Source organism: Melioribacter sp. Ez-97, from assembly GCF_051488665.1.
Lineage (GTDB): Bacteria > Bacteroidota > Ignavibacteria > Ignavibacteriales > Melioribacteraceae > Melioribacter.
On the sequence record NZ_JBPSEG010000001.1, the window covers coordinates 240639 to 259731 of the forward strand.

A 19093-nucleotide genomic window follows, 5' to 3' on the forward strand; every position below is an offset into this window, starting at 1 on the left:
TCCTTTTTTATGAATTAGTTGGTTAATATCTTAATCTTATACCGACGTTTGCGGTCAAACCGTAGTTCTGAATGTTTCTGAAGCCGCCGGTCGATTTATGCAAAGACTGTGTATTGGCATTGTTCAGGTTGCTGAAATCGAGGAACAATTCCGAATTCAGGAACGGAAGCTTTTGTCTTGCAGACAAATCGACTCTGAAATAGTCGTCCGAGTAAGAATCGTTTTCCGGGTACCTGCCTCCGTTTCCGGTTGCAATTTGATCCTGGTAAACAAATGAAAGCCTGATCGAGAAGTCTTTGTAGTCATATCCAACATAAGCGTTCAACACATGATTGGGCTGATCCAATAATCTTCCAGCAGAAGAACTGTCAACAAGCACAGGTATTCTTTGTCTTCCTTCTACTTTTACTTTTACATCGTAAAACGGATATCTGGTTTCGGAAGAAATACGCGCATAGTTAATTCCGAATACAATGTTGTTAAAGGGCGACGGCAAATACCAGAAATTATGCTGGAAATCAAATTCGAGACCTTTGACCGTCGCGTCGTACGGATTATTCAGAGGTCTGTAGACCATGGCATTGGATTTTCCCGTAGTGGGATTAACAACAGGCGTTACAACGAGTGCGCCGTCCCGTACGATTTGATAACGCGGCAAAGAGTCGATGCCAGCGCCTTCGGCTGCGTCCAGCTGGTAACTTGCATTGTAAACAAAGTTTTCGATCGTTTTATAAAAAGCTCCGATAGAAAGCAAACCGATTTCATTTGTATGGAATGTGAAACTTAAGTCGTGATTAAAAGCTTGAGCAGGCTTTAATTCGGGATTTCCGGTATAGATGGAATTATTCTGAGTAATTGTAAACTTGGGACTTATCAAATGATAATCCGGTCTCGATAAAGTTTGAGTATAAGCATAACGGATATCGAGCCATTTTGTAGGCGAAAATTTCACCTGTCCCATTGGGAGCACGAATTCATTAGACTTGTAATCTGTAGTATCATACATTATCTGAGCCTGAGCATTGCGCATATCCCTTGCATTATAAGCAAAGTATTTGGTTTTAACTTTTTCGTAACGCGCGCCGGCAATGACCATAAACTTCCAGAAATTAACTTTGAACATACCGTAGGAAGCATAATAATCTTCGTTGTATCTGTAGTCGTTTGTTAGCTGCTGGAAAGGACCGTCGTACCAACCGCCTTGAGCGCCTGTGCTGTATTGTTTATTGGAAGCGTCGAACTGAGGATTGCCTATAATATAATTCAATATATCGGTTAATACGCCAGGATTAGCCACATAGTAAATCGACCCGTATTTATTGTCGAGGAATGGATCGTAAAGTTTGCTGTCGTTATTAATAAACGACGTACCGACCAATTCTCCTCTGTCATTGGTAGAGATGCCGAACTGCTCTCTGATAGTTCTCATTAAATTGGATTGAATATCATTATCCGTAGAATTTGCATTACCGTTAAATCCGAGGTAAGGAGCTTCCTGGTCGGTTCTGTTATACTGATTGTAAATCTGTCCGCCGAATTTGAAAAAGCCGCTCAAAGAATTCCCCACGCTGAAAGGTATTTCAAAATCTGCTTTATACGAGAATTTTTCTTCCAGATAATTATTGCTGAATAAATTGGCGCTCCTTAAAATAACTTCGTCGGACCCTTTGAATTTGGTTAACAAATAGGTGAGGTCTTCGGGTTTAACGTTATCTCTTTGAACGCCGCTCTGCAAAGCGTCTGTCTGATTAAAATTGATAACGGGGGATTTATCGAGTACGTTGTTTGCGGATGTATAGCTTGCAGATAAATCGGCGGTCATAAATCCTAAATCGTAATCGAGTTTGATTGAATGCAGACGCTGGTCTACGGTATTATCGCCCAATCTCAATTGCCATTCCATTCGACCGTTGTCGTAATTGATTGTCTGTCTGTTATCTGTGTAGTCGGAATTCAAACGCGCTATCATATTTACAAATTTTATCGAACCACCGGGAAGGTTATAATCCATTATCAAATTAGCGCCGAAACGTTTTCTCGTTTCGATATGGCGATTGAAAGTAACCGAAGTAACTTTAACCGGACGATATCCTGTCGTGGGATCAATTTGCACTTCTTCTGCGGCAAGAGCATAGCCAGCATCCATATTATCGGCATTTCTGTCGTACGATTCTGCATTTACCAAAGCATAAACGCCGAGTTTATCGTTAAAGAAGCGATTGCTTGCCGAAGCAACAGCTCTGAAATTACCGATTGTATTGCTTTTTGCCGTATAGCCTTGTTGATAGAGCAGATTCCAGTGCAAACCGGCAGGAGCTTCTCTCAATTCCATATTGACCGTACCGCCGATAGAATTTGCGTTCATATCCGGCGTAAGCGATTTATAAACCGCAATCATTCTGATCATGTAAGGAGATATCATCGTCAGGTCGACGCTTCGGTCGTTATTCAAACCGCCTGTCGCAACGTACGGGTCGGATGTAATACCGATCGAAGAACTACCTGTTGCGGACAATTTAACGCCTTCAACTTCAATTGAATTGTATTTAGGCGAAAGACCGCGGATTACCACTTTGCTGTCTTCACCAGAACTTTTTTGAGTTGAAATGCCAGGCAGACGGCTCAAAGCCGCTGCGGCGTTGAAGTCCGGCAATTCCTGAATTCTTGCTTCGGAAACGATATTGGCAATTTTATCCGAAGTTAACTGCTGGTTAATAGCTTCGAGCTGACCTTGCGCTTGAGCGGTAATAATGATATCCTGCCCTTCGATAGCGGTAATTTCCAGATAGAAATCCTGAGCAAGCGTTTTGCCCACCGGAATGTCCACTACCGCGCTGTCGGGTTCGTATCCGATGTAAGAGACAATGATAGTATGCCGTCCTGCGGGAATATTACGAATAATATACTCGCCGTCGAGATTACAGGCGGCGCCTAATGTAGTTCCTTTAACGAGCACATTTGCGCCCGGCAGGGTCTCTTTTGTTTCTTTGTCGTATACCGTTCCTCTCAAACTTCCTTTTCCCTGAGCGTTGAGAGTAAGACTGATTGTAAACATCAAAAGGACCAGAGTCATAAAAATTCTTTTTATTGGTACATCGAGGGTCATACCCGCCTCCTGTTTATTTTTATTATTTCAATTAGTAGCCAATTCATTGGAACGCCTGAGCTGCAATTCTTCTTCTATTTTAGCCATCATATTATTATTCAAAGGATATTTTATCATAAGAAGCGCTCCTATAACGCCTGCAATTGCAGGATAAATTGTCATCAATAATTTGATGCCGGTAATTGTCTCGGGGCTTTGCACTTGATTTGCCACAAAGCCGTAGTAAGCCAACAACCAACCGACAATAGCCCCGCCCAAAGTCAAACCAAGTTTAAGCGAGAAAAGCGACGCAGCCATTATCAAACCGGTGGCTCTTCTTTTATTTACCCATTCAGAGTAATCAGCCGTATCCGTATAAAGAGCCCATTGGAGCACAGATACCGGACCGAAGAAAAATGAAGCAAAGAGATTCAAAACAAATAACGGTATTATTGCATTCGGGGGAAGAAAAAAGATAGCGGCGCTAAAGACCGCGCTGCACAATAGGAACAGCATATAAGTATTTTTCTTGTCGAATCGTTTGGCAAACCATTTGGTTAATATTGCGCCGATAATAGTTACAGTCGTACCCGAAAGCATAAATGTAGAAGATAATACCTCATACGATAGATCATAAGTTGCTCCGAAGAGATTCAATTTTTGATCGAGAATATAATACTTGAAGTAGTAGATAATTGTAGAATTTCTGACTACAATAAAGATTAATTGGAAAACCGTAGCGCCGGCAATCAACACCCAGGGCTTGTTCGATATAAGGTCTTTCAAATCCTGTTTGAAATCGCTCTTTTGTTCTTTGGGAGGATAGACGCGCTCTTTTGTAGTAATGAATGTGGTAAAGAATAAAAGAATTGCCAGGATCGAAAGGACGCCCATAGTCCATTGCCAACCCAATGCTTCGTTGTCGCCGCCGAAATATTTAACCAGCGCCAAAACAGAACCTTGAACAATAAGACCGCCTACAAAAGCAGCCACAAACCGGAATGACGAAAGTTCGGTTCTTTCCATTGAGTTTGGCGTAATCACAGCCATCAGCGCCGAATAAGGAACGTTAACGGCGGTATAAGCCATCATCAACAAATTGTAGGTAACAAAGGCGTAAATAAGTTTTCCTGTCGGATCGAAATCTGGAGTCGTAAACGTTAGAACGCCCAAAATTCCAAACGGAATCGCCGCCCAAATAAGATACGGTCTGAATTTCCCCCACTTAGTATTCGTACGATCCGCAATTGTACCCATTACCGGGTCGTTGACCGTATCCCATATACGAGTAATCAAAAACATCGTGCCCACAGTAGCAGCAGGCAATCCGAAAACATCCGTATAGAAGTACATCAAAAAGAGCATGAAAGTCTGGAAATAAAGGTTCGAAGCAGTATCTCCGAGACTATAACCTATTTTCTCTTTTAAAGACAAATATTTCTTATTATTCTCCACAAGCTACCTCTTTGAGTGATTTTATAACGGAAAGATTATTAATTCGGACCGGGTTCGGAATAAAAGCAGACATATTTATAAAATCGGGAGACATTCGACAAGTTTCCTCCCCGTTGTATGTCCCCCCACAACAGTTATATAATACGATTCGACTTTTCATAATCGAGGTCCTTTCGCTCTCCGATTCGCTACGGAAAAAGCAAAGGAAAAACTCTATTTTATTTTTGCAATTTCATTTGACCGTTAAAATTGTTTTTATTAAATCTTCGTCGCGCGAAGAATTGCCCGCCATGATTTCGAATTCGCCCGGCTCTACAACAAATTTCATATCTACATTTGTGAATGCGAGATGCTCGGGCAAAAGATCAAATGTAACGGTTTTGCTTTCGCCGGGCGCCAGTTTGATCTTTTTGAAACCTTTTAATTCTTTAACCGGTCTGGTCACCGAACTAACTTTATCTCTTATATATAGTTGAACGACTTCCTCGCCGTCCAAATTGCCTTCGTTTTTCACGTCAACCGACACTACAACCTTTTCGTTCGCGGATATTACGTCTTTGCTCAATTTTAGATTATCGAAGCTAAATTTCGTGTAACTCAAGCCGTAACCGAATGCGAACAATGGGGAAACGTCGTCGAACAGATAACCTCTTCTTGCCGAGGGTTTATGGCTGTAGTGAGAAGGAATGTGCCCTGCAGACCTTGGAATTGAAACGGGTAATTTTCCGCTGGGATTATAATCGCCGAACAGGACATCGGCAACCGCTCTGCCTGTTTCCTGTCCTAAATACCAGCATTCCAGAATAGCGGGGACATTATCTTTAATAAAACCGATTGAATTCGGTCTGCCGTTAAAGAGCAGAACAACAACAGGTTTGCCGGTTTTCAAAATTTCTTCGACCAATTTATTTTGTCTGCCGACAAATTCAAGAGAGGGGCGGTCGCCAAGATGATTTTTATTCCATGCTTCGCGTGATGTCTGTTCGTTTCCCCCCAGAACCAGCACAGCGACATCGGATTTTTGAGCAACGGCAACCGCCTCTTTAATTAATTTTTCGTCTTCAGCCGGATCGGGCAGAACAACTTCGTCCTCGTTCCATGAGCCGCCGACGGTTATTTTACAACCTTCGCTGTAGAATACCTCGCCGTTACCGCCGACTTTATCCTTGATACCCTGATAAACCGAAGTATAATATTTCGGCGTTCCATGGTATCCCCCCAGAAGCATTCTGTCGGCATTGGGACCGATTACGGCTATTTTTTTGAACTCTTTTAACGGCAGTAAATTACCCTCATTTTTCAAAAGAGTGATAGTTTCTCTTGCCGCTTGAAGAGCCAATTCTCTGTCCCGTTCCAATTTCTTTTCAAACTGGCCGGGCTCAGCTTCGACATAAGGATTATCAAACAGACCGAGCTCGAATTTATATTTGAGCATCGGTAAAACCAGCTCGTCGATATCGGATTCATCCACCAAACCTTCTTTAACCATTTCAGTTAAATTTGGATAGCAATCGGGATTCGGGAATTCGATATTAACGCCGGCTTCAAGAGCTAATTTGGCGGCTTCCACTTTGTTTGCAGCTACGCCGTGACTAACTGTTTCTTCTTTGTGGAACAGCTCGGTAATCGCATAATAATCCGATACAACAAATCCTTTGAAATTCCATTCGTCGCGCAGCACTTTTCTTAACAACCATTTATTTGCATGCGACGGGATACCGTCAATTTCATTGTATGAAGCCATAACGCTGATTACGCCGGCTTTATCGATCGCTTCTTTGAAAGGCATAAGGAAGGTATCTCTGAGAAAACGTTCCGAAAAATTTGCCGGCGCGCAGTTAGTGCCGGATTCGGGTTGGCCGTGAGCGGCAAAATGTTTCAAAGTAGCAATAACTTTATTATTGTCTTTTAACGAACTGTCGCCCTGCAAACCTTTTACGGATGCAATTCCCATTTGAGAAACCAGATAAGTATCTTCTCCGAAAGTTTCTTCAACCCTTCCCCAGCGAGGGTCTCTTACAACGTCGACAACGGGAGTCAAAGCCTGATGAGCGCCTCTTGCGCGCGCGTCTTCAGCGATTGCAGAAAATATTTTTTCAATAAGTTCCGTATTAAATGTCGCAGCCAATCCAATCGGCACAGGATAGCTTGTAGCGTCTTTAGCCGCAAGACCGTGCAAACATTCTTCATGAAAGATTACGGGAATTCCTAATCTTGTTTCCTCAACGAAAAACTTCTGTAATTTATTCGCAAATTCGATCATCTGATAAGGGTCCAAGCCGCCATCAGTATCGCTCAACCGAGCGATCTGACCTAAACCGTTTTTAAGATGCTCTCTAATTTTATCAATACTGAAATTTCCCTCGTCGTCGAAAAAAATTGTCTTTTTATCTTCCCATATGCACAACATTTGCGCAACTTTTTCTTCGAGAGTCATTCTCTTTAATAAATCTTCGGCTCTTTCCTCGGGAGATAACTCAGGGTTTTTGTAATCGTATAAAACTTCCGTTTCAGGTTTAGCGTTGCGAACTGATTTTTCCATTTCTTACTTCCTGTATTAGTAAAAAAGTAAAGTACTACCCGCCGTGCAAAATGAAAATAATACTAAACAAAAATAGTTCAACAATAATCATCCCTATATGAAGGTACTCTTATCATTTCAAACATAATTAAACCGTTTCAATATTACGAAGATTTATTTTAATTAGCAACAAAAAGAAAACGAAAAAGTTCAAAAAATTTTAAAAATAAAAAAGCCAAGCCGCTGACCACCCAGGTTAGATACTTACCGTTGCTTCCTTCCGGACCTGGCGGGATTGGGTATTAACCTGCCAATCAGGGCTTGGCTAAAATGGATTACAAATATATAAAATTATTCTTTATTAAGCATTCCCGTTATTTCTTCAAATATTTTCCCGGGAGTAACCAAATAAGAATCTTTATAGCCGCATTTTTTCGGGTCGCCCGGACATTGATTCTCGCAGTAATTTTTTTCGGGTATAATTATTTTATTAATATTTCCCAAAGGTCCCCAGAGTTCCGGAGAACATGCGGTCATCGGACAAAACAGAGATAGCGTTTTAACTTTTAATGCGGCGCAAAGATGCATAGGGCCCGTGCTCGCCGATACAAGCAAATCGAGCGCGCTGAAGTTGATTATCGAATTGCGTAAGTCGCTTTTTATATTCGGATAAACCGCTTCATCAATTCCGCAAATCGTTTCCGGCGGCGCCAAATCGGTTACGACGACTCTAATATTTTTGTCTCTCTTCAACAATTCAATCAATTTACGATATTGTTCGGGATTCCAATTAGGAGCGGAGCCGCCGCTCGTTGCGTTGACGCCGACCAGATATTTTTTTTGATTCAATAATTCTTTTCGCCTCAGCGCGGATATTTTTTTTTCTTCTTCGCTCAAATAAATTTCCGGAGTATAATTATTGCTGTTTACTCCGATTCTGCGGGCTAAATCGAGTGAATAATCCGCTTCATGACGCAGAGGATTATACTTTTTCCTGTCGACGTAACGCGTAAATGTGAGGAACTGATACAATTTATGCCCCACTCCGACTCTAAACCGAATACCGGCAAGAAAAAGCATATAATTGATGCGTTCGTCAGGCAAAAGCATTAAAGCGTGCGTAAATCCGTATCTTCTTAAGGCTTTTACAGTTTCCCAGAATGAATTGGTCGCGTCGTAAGTTATTATTTCATCCGTAAAAGGATTGTTCAAATAAACGTCTTTTGCGTAATCCCTTACCATTACCGCAACGTAGCTGTCCGGAAAACATTTTTTAATTTCGCGCGGGAGCGGAGTGGATAATACGACATCGCCGATTCTGTCGGGACGAACTATAAGTATTCTTTTATTTTTCTTTTTCATCGCCGAAAAGTATTCCGCGAACTCTTTCGTATTCTTTTTGCCAATTTAATTCTTCGGCAGCCTTCAGGCAATTTTCTCTGTACTTAAGGAGCGGCGTCGGATCGGCTAACCAATCGTTAATTATTTTTGCCGCCGATTCTCCTTTTTCGATATCGATTACTTCACCGACTTTAAATTGATTAACGATCTTTCGCATCTGGGGTAAATTGCTCGAAATAACGGGCAATCCCGCCATTATATATTCGAACAACTTATTGGGTAAAGCGTGGTAATAACTTACGCTAATGTTTTCTATTAAACAAAGACCGGCGTCGGCTGCGGACGTATAATTAATCAAGTCCGACTGTTCAATAAAACCGCCCCAGACAATTTTATGAGCCGCCGAATATTCCTCGGCGAGTTTCTTAAAATATTCTTTTTTTTCGCCTTCGCCCAGAATCAATAATGTGACTCTTTCCAAGCTTGCCAGTTCTTTAATAAAATAACTTAATCCTCTGCCGTTCAATAACATTCCCTGATACAAAACAATCATGTTTTCTTGCGGTATGTTATACATTTGTCTGATGTCAACTTTTCTTTCCGGTTTTCTGTAGAGAGGAATGTTTCTAATTACGATCGTATTGGAAATTCCGTAATAATTATGAAGGAATTCGGAATCGAGTTCGCCTGTAGTCAATACGAGGTCTACTCGTTTGATAAAGAATTTTTCGATCAACCTTATAGCTTGTTGCAGCGCGGGGCGACCGATCAATCCTCCTACGAACGGATAGAGCTCCCTGCTGTTATAATAAATTTTTGATTTTCTAATCCGCGCCGCCCAATAGACAAAAGGCAAAGTATAAATGTCTTCTGCAAAATAGATATCCGCTTTTACGGAAAAAAGCCGGCTCAATAATTTTATTGCAAAATCGAGATAAAACAACAGACGGTTTTCGCCCCTGTGCAATTTATATACGACTGCGTTTTCTTCTATTATATCATTTTCAATTCCGAACCAGTCGAAAGAAATGATTTCGACATTATGCCCTTCGTCTTTAAGGGAATTGGAAAGGTTGGTTATTCTCGAATCGTGTTTATAATTCCCCAGAAATGCAATGCATATTTTCATGTCGTTAAAGCTTGATGTAGAGAGTGTTTCGCATAATTGCTTTTGCGTCGAATTTTTCTTTGAATTCAATCAAACTCATGCTCGGGGTCATAGGGTTGTCCGCTTTTGTATCCTGAGAAACGCCTATATCCACATACTTATAACCTCTTTCGGTGGCGTCTTTCACAACTTCGTACATAACTCTTTGAATCGGTTTCAGATGCGCAAATTCATACTTGAGCATATTGTAAAAACAAAGAGCCACGTTTTTGTTGGGATAAAACATCAAAGAACCGCCTATCGGATTGTCGCCGTCGTAAACCATAAACAATTTCAAATAATCGGGCAGTAATTCTTTCAGACGGTACAAATCTCTGAGCGAATGCGTCGGCTTAACTCCGTGCCGGGCTTTGTTCTCGAGCAGTATGGGATAAAATTCTTCGTAATTGTCGTTAACTTCCACGCGAAGTTTGAAGTCGCGGAATGTTTTTCTGATATTCCTTCGAATCGTCGGCGAAAATCTTTCGATTATATCGCGTTGAGGATCGAGCTTGATTGCGCTCGAAATGTAGTGAAGTTTGTACGAAAAGCCCTGCCACAGCATAGCATAGTCGAGACTTTGATTCGGATATTCTTCGTATATCATCGGCGCGGCGGTTAACATGAACTCTTTGATACCGTTATTTTTTCCGTAGTCTATCAAAGTTTCGACTATTTCCATAGCCTTTGAGAAGGTAATCTCTTTCGTAACAATCGAACCGTAGCTGGCTCCGATCGGCGATTCGAACATACCGTCGATAATCGACCCCGGAAGAAGAGCTGTTATATTTCCCTTTTCGAGAAAAATCAAATGATCAAATCTGAATTTTCCCGGTTCATGATAGTCGAGAAATTTTTGCATGTGGAACATTGTACCGTTATTCGACTCCAGTACGAAATTGTCCCATTCTTCTTTCCATTCTTCGGTATAGCGGATAATTTCCATATGCAACCGTATTTTTTATCTGAATGAATATGATATACTAAAGGTGTGCGAATCGCCCAGGCTGTAGTCGTACGGCTGATAAGCATAATCGAGACCGATATTGTTCCATTTGACTCCAAAGCCTGCGGTAATTTTCTTCGAATAATATCCCGACATATAACCCGCTCTCAGAAAGAGCGCGCCCGAGTAATTGATTTCAAAGCCGCCGTGCAGGTGTAAATTATCTCCGCTAAAATATTTCTGGACTCCCGCGGTCATAAGCAAACAAACTTTGTCAAAAATAAATTTATACGAAGCGCCCGTCCGTATCTCCGAAGGCAGTTCCGACGCTTCGTACCTTAGATTATTCATCTTGCCCAGATTTCTTATCGAAAGTCCTATCAATAAATTTTCCGCAAATCCGTCGTATGATAGTCCGAAATCGTAAGCGACTCCGGAAGCGTCGTCGGTGTAAAGACTTTCATAAATAAATTTAACTGTAGTTCCGGCATAGAACGAGTCGTACAATTTAGCAGAGAATGAAATGCCGCCGTAAAAGTAATTGGCGTTGAATGTGGCTTCCGGCTCGCCCGGCTTGGTTCTAATTTCAATATTGTCAATAGTAGTCGAGGCAAAATTAAGTCCCAGAGGAATACCCCATAATTCCAATCTTGCTAAAAAGTTTCGAGTTCCGATATCGTTAAATCTAGTGTTGTGAGCAAACGAAAAAGAAGTGGAATTATCGAGACTTAGCAATGACGGATTATAAACAAAATCGTAAATATCGGTTTGAGCTACGCCAAGTTCTCCCATGCCGATGATTCTCGATCCGGAGCCGTTTTTAAGTATCGACAGCCCTGTCGATTGGGAAGATTGTCCTTCTATAATTCCCCACGCGACGAATAAAATCAAAATTATTTTTTTCATATCAGAAAAGTAGATTAATTCCTATTATATGTTGATCCGAAGTCGAGTACGGCTCGACGACAAAAGCATAGTTGATACCCAAATTCAAATTTTTCATACCGTAAAGATAAGAAAAACCTAACGAAGGACGCACGGGAATGTCGTCTTCGGAAAGTTCGAATCTGTCGAGTCCTCCTCTCAAATATAAATTTTCGACGGGTTGATATTCTAAGCCGCCTCTCAGAATATTCGAATTTGCATTGCTGCCCTGCCATTCGACCGAAAGGAGAAGATCTGGATCGTCAAATTTGTAAGAAAGTCCTACCTTTTTAATCAATGGAAATTTATCCGTGGTATTTCTTCCGTTCTGTCCGTAAATATTCGACGAATCCCATTTGTATGAAGAATTCAAGTCCGAAATAACAAACGACATGTTAATTGCTTTGGTTACCGAATAGACGGCTCCGATATCAATACCAACCGAAGTAGCGCTCATGTTCTCATATAAGCTGTAGTAGTAAAACTTGAATGAAACGCCAACCGCCAGTTTTTCCGAAAATCGATTGGCGACGGCTACGAAGAATTGATTTTCAGACGTCGATACGCTCTTGATTTTTTCGCCGGCGTCGTCCCTAACATCAATACCAGAGACTCCGGCATTTATCAATCCGACGCTCAGCCCCGCGTACGATCTGAATTTTTCCCGTCCGTCTGAAGAAACCGTTTTACCCAAACCGAATTTTTTTGTAAAGCCGATAAAATTTAACGAACGGCCGAGCGAAAGAACAGAATAAGAAGCCTGGAACAGACTGTTTTCCTGATAAACCGATACGGCGGGATTGTAATATGCGCTTAAATTTCCCTCAGTTACGGAAGACATCGCGTTACCCATACCCATTCCTCTTGCGCCGAAGCCGAGCCGGCTGAAACTTCCCGCCGTACTGTTAATGCGCGAAAACTGACCGTAAACGCCGGCGGTTATAAAAAACATTATTATTAGAATTAAGTTTATTCTCTTCATTTTTCTCTCTAAAATTTTTTATCTGAGCACCATTATTTTTCCGAAGAGAGGCTCGCTGCCGCCTCCTTTGTCAATTCTGTAAAAGTAGACTCCGTTCGGCACAAAATTACCCGCTTCATCCCTGCCGTTCCAAACTTCGAACTGGTCGCCCTGAAAATTTCTGGGAGCGTTTTGAATTATGGTTTTTACCAGATTCATTCCGAAGTCGAAAATGCGAATCGTTACATCCGCCGGTTCGGTTAAACTGTATTTTATTCTGACAATTTCGTTATCCGGCGAGAAAGGATTAGGGAAAGCGTACGAGGAATTATCCGATTCTAACTTTTCCGAGGCGATGAAAACCTTCCAATTGCCGCCCCAATTATTGTCCGTGTCATTGTACTTTATTAATCCGTCCAAAGAACCGATCCATACGTCCGTATTGTTATTTTTCTGATAAACATTTACGCACCGGAAACGTCGGGTAATATAATTTGTTCCGACTCCCGTATTGCTGTCGTAAATTCTCGGCGCCGCAATCCAGTTATTGAGCCGGTCGTCCGATCTGAACAATCCGTCTTCTGTTGCTGCGAAAACATCGTAAGAGCCGTCGCTATTGTATTTAAAATCGATACCCAGTACTTTCTGGTCAACAAGATAAGTTTCCCAATTTTTTTCTCCGTCGAAGGAAACGCTCAGACCATAGTATTCGCTGCTTCCTTCAGCTCGCCAGGTCGCAGCCCAAACAGAATTGTCGGCTTTATTGTGCGCCAGTTCCAGAATAAAATCTCCGCTGATGGGATTGCTTTGATTAGTATGATTAAATTTTGTCCAGCTTACGCCGCCGTCAGCGCTTTTATTTATACCGCCGGCAGTTCCCACATAGAGAGTCGAATCGTCCAAGGCAAGCAAAGAAAACACACGGTGATTTAAGTACGACTCGCTGCCAAATTTACCGGCTACCGGTTGGAGCGAGAAATTGAGCTGGTCGGAGGGTTTAATCGAATCGAGATAATCCGGAGGGAGCACAACGCGAGTCCATGTTTTTCCCATATTCTCGGATTTGCGCAGCCCGCCTGCAAAGCATGCAATCCAGATAACATCCCCCGTAAAAGCAATATCGTATACAAAATTATTGTGACCGACAGTTACGGGCAAAGCTCTCAAGGTATTAATTCCGTAGGTTACAGATGAATCGCCGGGATCGTCCACCGGTTGTTCTATTTTTACCCAAGTTTTTCCGCCGTCCTTAGAATAACGGAGTCCCGTACCGAAGGGAACCGACGAGCCGGCGGCGTCTTCCAAATGCCAGGTAGCCGCCCAAATTGTTCCGTTATGATATCCAATTGCAGATATTCCTTCTTCGCCGAAAGATTCGTGACGGTAGTAATTAATCCAGGTTTGTCCGTAATCTTCCGATTTACTCAGTCCTTTTGAAGTTGCAAGCCAGATTGTATCGTTAACAATTAATATTTTTTCTACTTCATTACTTCCCTGGGCTTGCGACACGCCATTCTCAAGTTTATAAGTATACGAAAATTGCTGCGCAGATGTTAATCCCTGCAGGGTCAGCAAAAACAATATCAGAATTCCTACGGTGAAATTGTTTGCTCCTCGTTTAATAAACATTTTACTTCCTATTTTAGTTAAGAGTGAAATCGAATTCTACAGGATTGCTTACGGCTCCCGACCTGTCGCGGGCGCTGAATACAAATCGCCATTTTCCGGAGGGTTGCCCTTCCGGGAAAGTAAGAAAGACCGTATAAATGCCGTCGTCGGCTGTTGTGTCGCCGTTTATGCCGCTGTTGCCGTCGTCGAACATCGGGAACTTAGTAACGCCTTGACTGTTTTTCACCTGCGTTCCGTCGGGTCGATACAATTCATAATAAACTTCGGTAATGTCGCTTAATCCGTTGGGGTCGGAGACTCTTACGGATAAAGTAATACGTTGATTTACATTACCCGATGACGGAGCCGTGATTTCTATAATTTCGGGAGGATAGTTTTCGCTTTCGTTGGTATAATCAAGATAGTGCGAAAAAACCTTTCGAGTTTCCGAAGAGGGATCATTTTTTTCGAGGACAAAACCTTCGATCACATATTTATCCGACGGGAATTGTTTGCTCATCGGCAATAAAGCCGAATAGATTCCGTCGCCAGCGATGTTGTCGCCTGAATTAGATAAATCGCCGTCGTCTTTTAACGGCAATTGATCAATGAATGTTTCGGAACCGTCTGCTAATCTGAGCCTGAGCCAAAACTCCAGGACATTTTTAGAATCGTTGATTTCCACCCGGAACAGGTATAACGAATCGGATTGCGAGTAGGAAAACCGTTCGGACGCTATAATCTTTTTAACAACAACGTTATCACTCGGCGAATCGATTACACCGGTAGGTAATTCGTCTTTACAAGCGGCAATTAATGCAAGCAAGAAAATTACAAAGAGATGTCGTTTAAAACGAAAGAAAGAAAAGATCATAGAAATTACCTCTTAAGTATCTGTTCGCAAAATTTAGAGTAACAGTTTTTCTATAACCTTTTCTCTCTTTTTGTGGCAATTATATCGTATTGTTAATTAAAAGTCAAGTACGTTTAAAAACTTATAATAAAAGGAGTAGGAGAAAATGACAATATGAAAATTAAAATCGCGATATAGCCGAGCGTCATTCTGCCTTTACCGAGTTTAGTAAAATAAGGAACGGGCGGATGTTTAACTTTTATTATAAAATAAAGTATCATCGCCCAGAAGAGCCAACCCGACCACCCGATATTCAAATTAAGCGCAAGCGCCGAATCGACTACTCCAAGAACTCCGAATATAACCAACAGCGACATCGAAATACTAGCAACCGCTTCGTGAATTTTAGAACCGAACATCGAATAAATTATATGCCCGCCGTCGAGCTGTCCTACGGGAATCAGATTCATTGCCGTTACAAACAATCCGAACCATCCGACGCACAAATAAGGATAATGGTAAATTTCGCTCATGGGCGGTATAAAGTCCCCCGGTTTTGTAAAGAGCGTTTGAAGCAATTCGAATAACAGAGTAGAACCGAACTTCAGATTTACCGCGCCTTTACCGTACTCGGGCGAAAAATAATCCGGGTGTATCGATAGAATATATTCAACGGGGGGCAAATGAGTATATCCGTAAATTAAAACAATCAGGCAAGCTACAAAACCCGCCAGCGGTCCCGCCACTCCGATATCGAACATCGACTTATTATCGGGAATCGGCGACTTTGTTTTGATTACGGCTCCCATTGTTCCGAAATTGAAAAATCCGGGTATCGGAGGGAACGGAATAAAATAAGGCAACGTAGCCTTTACTCTGTGATAAACAGACGCAAAATAATGACCGAACTCATGCGACGCCAAAATGAAAAGTATGGATACGGCATACGGCAAACCTTTCCATATCTCCGTCATCTCGTAAGGTCCCATCGAACCGGTCGTCCATTCCATTCCGGCTATAAGCGTGGTAATAAATGTGATCGCAAACAATCCGATATGCAGCAGATAATTATTTTTTTCTTTTTTGGTATAGCTCGGTTCGTAAACGTCGTAAATTTCGTCTTCCATTTTATAAATCCAGGTTAAATCCTATTGAAAAATAATTTTCTTTTGTATCAAAGTACTCTCCGTGAAAGTTATTTCCCGAGAAATAATTAAAATACAAACTTATGCCCCTGCCGCCGCTTTTTCCGAATTTCAATCCCGCCATTATATTGTGCGTTGCCGAATATTTGCCGATATGCTGCAGCTTAAAGTCATAAGCTAAGAACGGGTATAAATTCGTCTTAAAAAAGCCGTCGTAAAAATAATCGAATCCGAATTGATAAATGTCTTTTCCGATATATTCGGGGTCGACATGAAAAAGATAAGTGAATCCGGCGTATACCCTCAATGATTCAATTTGATAGAACGGAATTAATTCGACAAATTCCCTGCTATATACACGGGGTTTTTTGCCGTCGCGCCAATCATTTGTTTCCCAATCGTAATGACCGTCGACAAAGTGCGCGCTGATGTGACTTAGACGAAAACGGATTCCGTAGCTGTCGAATCCTTGACGAACTTTCCATGAAGCGTTTAAACCGAAAAGATAATCGACGGCGTCGACCGGGAAATGAAAATCGGATTCGCTTCTTAAAAGCGTATAGGTAAACAAATCGGCGCCTACGGAGAAGTATTCGCTGCCGCCTCCCCATCTTATGATGTCTACAGAGTTTCCGATATCGAGACGCAACTCATTATTCGACGTATGAAAAAGGAATCCGAGTTTCGGCTCCAGAATGTTAGCGGTAAAAGGCTGAACGCTAAGTTCGGAAGGAAACAACTGAAAACCGCCCTGCGCTTTCGACGATACATTAATTAATACAAATAAAATGACTGGAATAAATTTCTTCATAATTTTATCCGGATTTATTTTCAATATGTTCTGCCTTTCCATTTAATTCTTCTGTTTGGCAATACAATAAAAGGAAGCAACACAACGTAAACAGTAAGATAGATTTCAAACGCCAGGAAGTGTATAATTTTCAGTTTCAGATTCAGCCTTTTGTATACAGGGTAAATAAAAAAGTAGTCGGATAACAGTTTAAAGATTATCATATACAATACATTAGCCGAGAAGAAAAAAGGCGAAATTAAAATCGAAGCGTGGGTCAAATATCCCCATACAAAAACAAGGTAGCCGATTAGATCGCTTTCCATTCCACCTACTCCCCACCTTTTTTTTTGCCAGTAAATCGACTTCCAATCGGGCAAAGGATTAGACACAACCACAGCTCCCGGATCGAGCGGATATTTAATTTTGTATTTCTTCAGGCTGTCAATTTCACGCAATAAATTGAAATCTTCCGTAATAGAGAAAGGAATACCTTCGTAACCGCCGACGTCGAGATATGCCTGTTTACGATACGACATATTGTTGCCTATGCAGCTCAAAGGCTTGCCGAGATTTTGCGCGCCCGCAGCCATTGTAAGAAGATACACAAAATCGATCGCCTGCATTCCCTGAAAAACCGTTTTATCCGTCTGAGTCGTAATTCCGCCTACAAATCCGGTGTCTTTGTCATAATACCCGACGATAGTTTCCGCCCATGTAGGCGATACTCTGCAGTCGGCGTCCGTCGTAAGGATAATTTCCCCTTTTGCAATTTTAACGCCGTTAGCCAAAGCGTTCGTTTTACCTTTTAGGTGTCCAATCTGTTCCTCCGGAACTATTGACCTGAATTTATTTTTGCCTTTTATAAATTTTTCGATAAGATTTCCCGTACTGTCCGTCGAGTGATCGTTAACGATTATAATTTCAATTTTATCTTCGGGGTAGATTAAATTGTCGAGCGCTTCCAGACACGGAAGAATATTCTCTTCTTCGTTTCTCGCCGCTACAATTACCGATATTGCAGGCAGCTCGCCGTTATTTTTACGATATGCCTTACGCGCTCCGATTGTAAAGATTACCAATTCGGCAAAATAGAACGACAGCGATATTAGGAATATTATTTCGAACATATTTTGTTAAATTTTGATATCAAATATAATCCGAATATTTATCTATTGAAAATTTTACGGAACAGGCAGCGATTATGGAAGAAAACCCCCGTCCTTTAAAGAGGTTCGGACAGAATTACTTGAAGGACAAAAATATCATTGAGAAAATAATCGACGAATTCGACGTCAGGGAAGGCGAAAAGATTCTAGAAATCGGACCAGGCAGAGGAGCGTTAACAGAAATACTCTACAAAAAGACAGACGACCTGACTATTGTGGAAATCGACAAACGAGTAATCGAGGCGTTGAAAGAAAGATTTCCAAAAGCCAGAATTATAAATCGGGATTTTTTGAAATTAACATTGAACGAATTAAGCGAGCCGAACAATAAACTGAGAATAATCGGGAATATCCCGTATAATATCACATCGCCGATTCTATTTAAATTAATAGAAGAAAGAGAATCCGTATCAGACGCGCTGCTGATGGTTCAATACGAAGTAGCCAAACGAATTGTTTCTTCCCCCGGCACAAAAGACTACGGAATACTCAGCGTAATCATGAATTTTTTTTCGGATGTTAAATTATGCTTCAAGATATCACCGAATGTATTCTATCCCAAACCGAAAGTTCACTCCGCAATAATAAAAATAAAATTCAATAAAGAAATAGCGGAAGATTTTGACGACAGATTGTTTATAGACATAGTTAAAGCCGCATTCGGGAAAAGGAGAAAAACGCTGAAGAATTCTCTCGCAGGAAGCGCGTTTAACGTAGAATCAGGGACGCCCGGCGATCTGCTTTCCAAAAGAGCCGAGGAGTTGTCGGTTGAAGATTTTTTAAGACTCTATAATTTTTTTCAAAACGCCAAACCGGCATCCACCCGCTGAATGGTATCTACTATTAAACTAAAATATCTGTCCAACGAACAATTCGAATCTTTTCTTAAATAACAGTTTCCGCTTACCATTCCGGCTTTACATTCAGCGCACACTTTCTCTTTTAATTCTAAGTAGAGCAAATCCATATTTTCTTTGTTAGCCGATACGTGAACGACGCTAATAATTCTGGGTAAAAATATTTCGACGGCGCATTTTTCGTTTTCCGTCAAAATACAAAGCCCGTCTTCGTCCGAATCCGCGCAGATTGCACAGACTCGCTTCTTAATTGCGTCTATATATTTATCCATATTTTATTCCTATTTTTGT

At 41.4% G+C, this 19093-nt stretch carries 15 protein-coding genes and 1 other RNA gene; 1 reads left to right on the top strand and 15 read right to left on the bottom strand.

Translation table 11 applies throughout. The annotated features are described in order from the left end of the window. Positions 1–22 precede the first annotated feature (22 nt). The 14 genes from ACSSWA_RS00960 to ACSSWA_RS01025 all read right to left on the bottom strand — a co-directional run bounded on the left by ACSSWA_RS00960 (position 23) and on the right by ACSSWA_RS01025 (position 17906). Positions 23–3106, bottom strand: a complete 3084-nt coding sequence (locus ACSSWA_RS00960; protein WP_437354729.1) for a carboxypeptidase-like regulatory domain-containing protein — start codon at positions 3104–3106, stop codon at positions 23–25. Positions 3107–3133: 27 nt separating this feature from the next. Further along, entirely contained in the window at positions 3134–4540 is a 1407-nt protein-coding gene (locus ACSSWA_RS00965; protein WP_437354730.1) for an MFS transporter, read from the bottom strand. Positions 4541–4772: 232 nt separating this feature from the next. Continuing rightward, positions 4773–7082: a glycoside hydrolase family 3 N-terminal domain-containing protein gene (locus ACSSWA_RS00970; RefSeq protein WP_437354731.1), complete on the bottom strand. Its 2310-nt coding sequence runs from the start codon at positions 7080–7082 to the stop codon at positions 4773–4775. Between the two features lie 209 nt (positions 7083–7291). Then, positions 7292–7388: signal recognition particle sRNA small type (ffs, locus tag ACSSWA_RS00975), an RNA gene on the bottom strand. 24 nt (positions 7389–7412) lie between these two features. Further along, positions 7413–8423: a glycosyltransferase family 9 protein gene (locus ACSSWA_RS00980; protein ID WP_437354732.1), complete on the bottom strand. Its 1011-nt coding sequence runs from the start codon at positions 8421–8423 to the stop codon at positions 7413–7415. Next, entirely contained in the window at positions 8407–9600 is a 1194-nt protein-coding gene (locus ACSSWA_RS00985; RefSeq protein WP_437354733.1) for a glycosyltransferase, read from the bottom strand. Before ACSSWA_RS00985 ends, ACSSWA_RS00980 begins: the two co-directional genes overlap by 17 nt. Further along, positions 9536–10495 carry a GNAT family N-acetyltransferase gene (locus tag ACSSWA_RS00990; protein WP_437354734.1) on the bottom strand — a complete coding sequence of 320 codons (960 nt, stop codon included), beginning with the start codon at positions 10493–10495 and terminating at the stop codon, positions 9536–9538. The genes ACSSWA_RS00985 and ACSSWA_RS00990 overlap by 65 nt, the downstream gene beginning before the upstream one ends. 15 nt (positions 10496–10510) lie before the next feature. Next, positions 10511–11401 carry a PorV/PorQ family protein gene (locus tag ACSSWA_RS00995; RefSeq protein WP_437354735.1) on the bottom strand — a complete coding sequence of 297 codons (891 nt, stop codon included), beginning with the start codon at positions 11399–11401 and terminating at the stop codon, positions 10511–10513. Between the two features lies 1 nt (position 11402). Then, complete coding sequence (locus tag ACSSWA_RS01000; RefSeq protein WP_437354736.1) at positions 11403–12401, bottom strand: hypothetical protein; 999 nt, start codon at positions 12399–12401, stop codon at positions 11403–11405. Between the two features lie 18 nt (positions 12402–12419). Then, on the bottom strand, positions 12420–14009 hold the full coding sequence (locus ACSSWA_RS01005; RefSeq protein ID WP_437354737.1) for a FlgD immunoglobulin-like domain containing protein: 1590 nt from the start codon (positions 14007–14009) through the stop codon (positions 12420–12422). Between the two features lie 13 nt (positions 14010–14022). Further along, positions 14023–14862: a choice-of-anchor X domain-containing protein gene (locus ACSSWA_RS01010; RefSeq protein ID WP_437354738.1), complete on the bottom strand. Its 840-nt coding sequence runs from the start codon at positions 14860–14862 to the stop codon at positions 14023–14025. Between the two features lie 113 nt (positions 14863–14975). Then, positions 14976–15968: a site-2 protease family protein gene (locus ACSSWA_RS01015; RefSeq protein ID WP_437354739.1), complete on the bottom strand. Its 993-nt coding sequence runs from the start codon at positions 15966–15968 to the stop codon at positions 14976–14978. Between the two features lies 1 nt (position 15969). After that, a complete protein-coding gene (locus ACSSWA_RS01020; RefSeq protein WP_437354740.1) occupies positions 15970–16797 on the bottom strand; it encodes a DUF1207 domain-containing protein in 828 nt (275 codons plus the stop codon). Between the two features lie 20 nt (positions 16798–16817). After that, the gene (locus ACSSWA_RS01025; protein WP_437354741.1) at positions 16818–17906 is read right to left on the bottom strand and encodes a glycosyltransferase; all 1089 of its coding nucleotides are present in this window, start codon (positions 17904–17906) and stop codon (positions 16818–16820) included. Between the two features lie 74 nt (positions 17907–17980). On the opposite strand from ACSSWA_RS01025, the gene rsmA reads away from it, so the two are divergent. After that, entirely contained in the window at positions 17981–18775 is a 795-nt protein-coding gene (rsmA, locus tag ACSSWA_RS01030; RefSeq protein ID WP_437354742.1) for a 16S rRNA (adenine(1518)-N(6)/adenine(1519)-N(6))-dimethyltransferase RsmA, read from the top strand. Here rsmA and ACSSWA_RS01035 read toward each other — a convergent pair. Then, complete coding sequence (locus ACSSWA_RS01035) at positions 18745–19074, bottom strand: hypothetical protein (RefSeq protein ID WP_437354743.1); 330 nt, start codon at positions 19072–19074, stop codon at positions 18745–18747. The genes rsmA and ACSSWA_RS01035 overlap by 31 nt on opposite strands. Between the last annotated feature and the right edge of the window lie 19 nt (positions 19075–19093).

What these genes read in the sequence shown, in the direction of transcription:
- ACSSWA_RS01010 (WP_437354738.1), bottom strand. Translation starts at nt 14,862, where the DNA reads ATGATCTTTTCTTTCTTTCGTTTTAAACGACATCTCTTTGTAATTTTC.
- ACSSWA_RS00960 (WP_437354729.1), bottom strand. Translation starts at nt 3,106, where the DNA reads ATGACCCTCGATGTACCAATAAAAAGAATTTTTATGACTCTGGTCCTT.
- ACSSWA_RS01020 (WP_437354740.1), bottom strand. Translation starts at nt 16,797, where the DNA reads ATGAAGAAATTTATTCCAGTCATTTTATTTGTATTAATTAATGTATCG.
- ACSSWA_RS00995 (WP_437354735.1), bottom strand. Translation starts at nt 11,401, where the DNA reads ATGAAAAAAATAATTTTGATTTTATTCGTCGCGTGGGGAATTATAGAA.
- ACSSWA_RS01035 (WP_437354743.1), bottom strand. Translation starts at nt 19,074, where the DNA reads ATGGATAAATATATAGACGCAATTAAGAAGCGAGTCTGTGCAATCTGC.
- ACSSWA_RS01025 (WP_437354741.1), bottom strand. Translation starts at nt 17,906, where the DNA reads ATGTTCGAAATAATATTCCTAATATCGCTGTCGTTCTATTTTGCCGAA.
- rsmA (WP_437354742.1), top strand. Translation starts at nt 17,981, where the DNA reads ATGGAAGAAAACCCCCGTCCTTTAAAGAGGTTCGGACAGAATTACTTG.
- ACSSWA_RS01000 (WP_437354736.1), bottom strand. Translation starts at nt 12,401, where the DNA reads ATGAAGAGAATAAACTTAATTCTAATAATAATGTTTTTTATAACCGCC.
- ACSSWA_RS01005 (WP_437354737.1), bottom strand. Translation starts at nt 14,009, where the DNA reads ATGTTTATTAAACGAGGAGCAAACAATTTCACCGTAGGAATTCTGATA.
- ACSSWA_RS01015 (WP_437354739.1), bottom strand. Translation starts at nt 15,968, where the DNA reads ATGGAAGACGAAATTTACGACGTTTACGAACCGAGCTATACCAAAAAA.
- ACSSWA_RS00970 (WP_437354731.1), bottom strand. Translation starts at nt 7,082, where the DNA reads ATGGAAAAATCAGTTCGCAACGCTAAACCTGAAACGGAAGTTTTATAC.
- ACSSWA_RS00980 (WP_437354732.1), bottom strand. Translation starts at nt 8,423, where the DNA reads ATGAAAAAGAAAAATAAAAGAATACTTATAGTTCGTCCCGACAGAATC.
- ACSSWA_RS00990 (WP_437354734.1), bottom strand. Translation starts at nt 10,495, where the DNA reads ATGGAAATTATCCGCTATACCGAAGAATGGAAAGAAGAATGGGACAAT.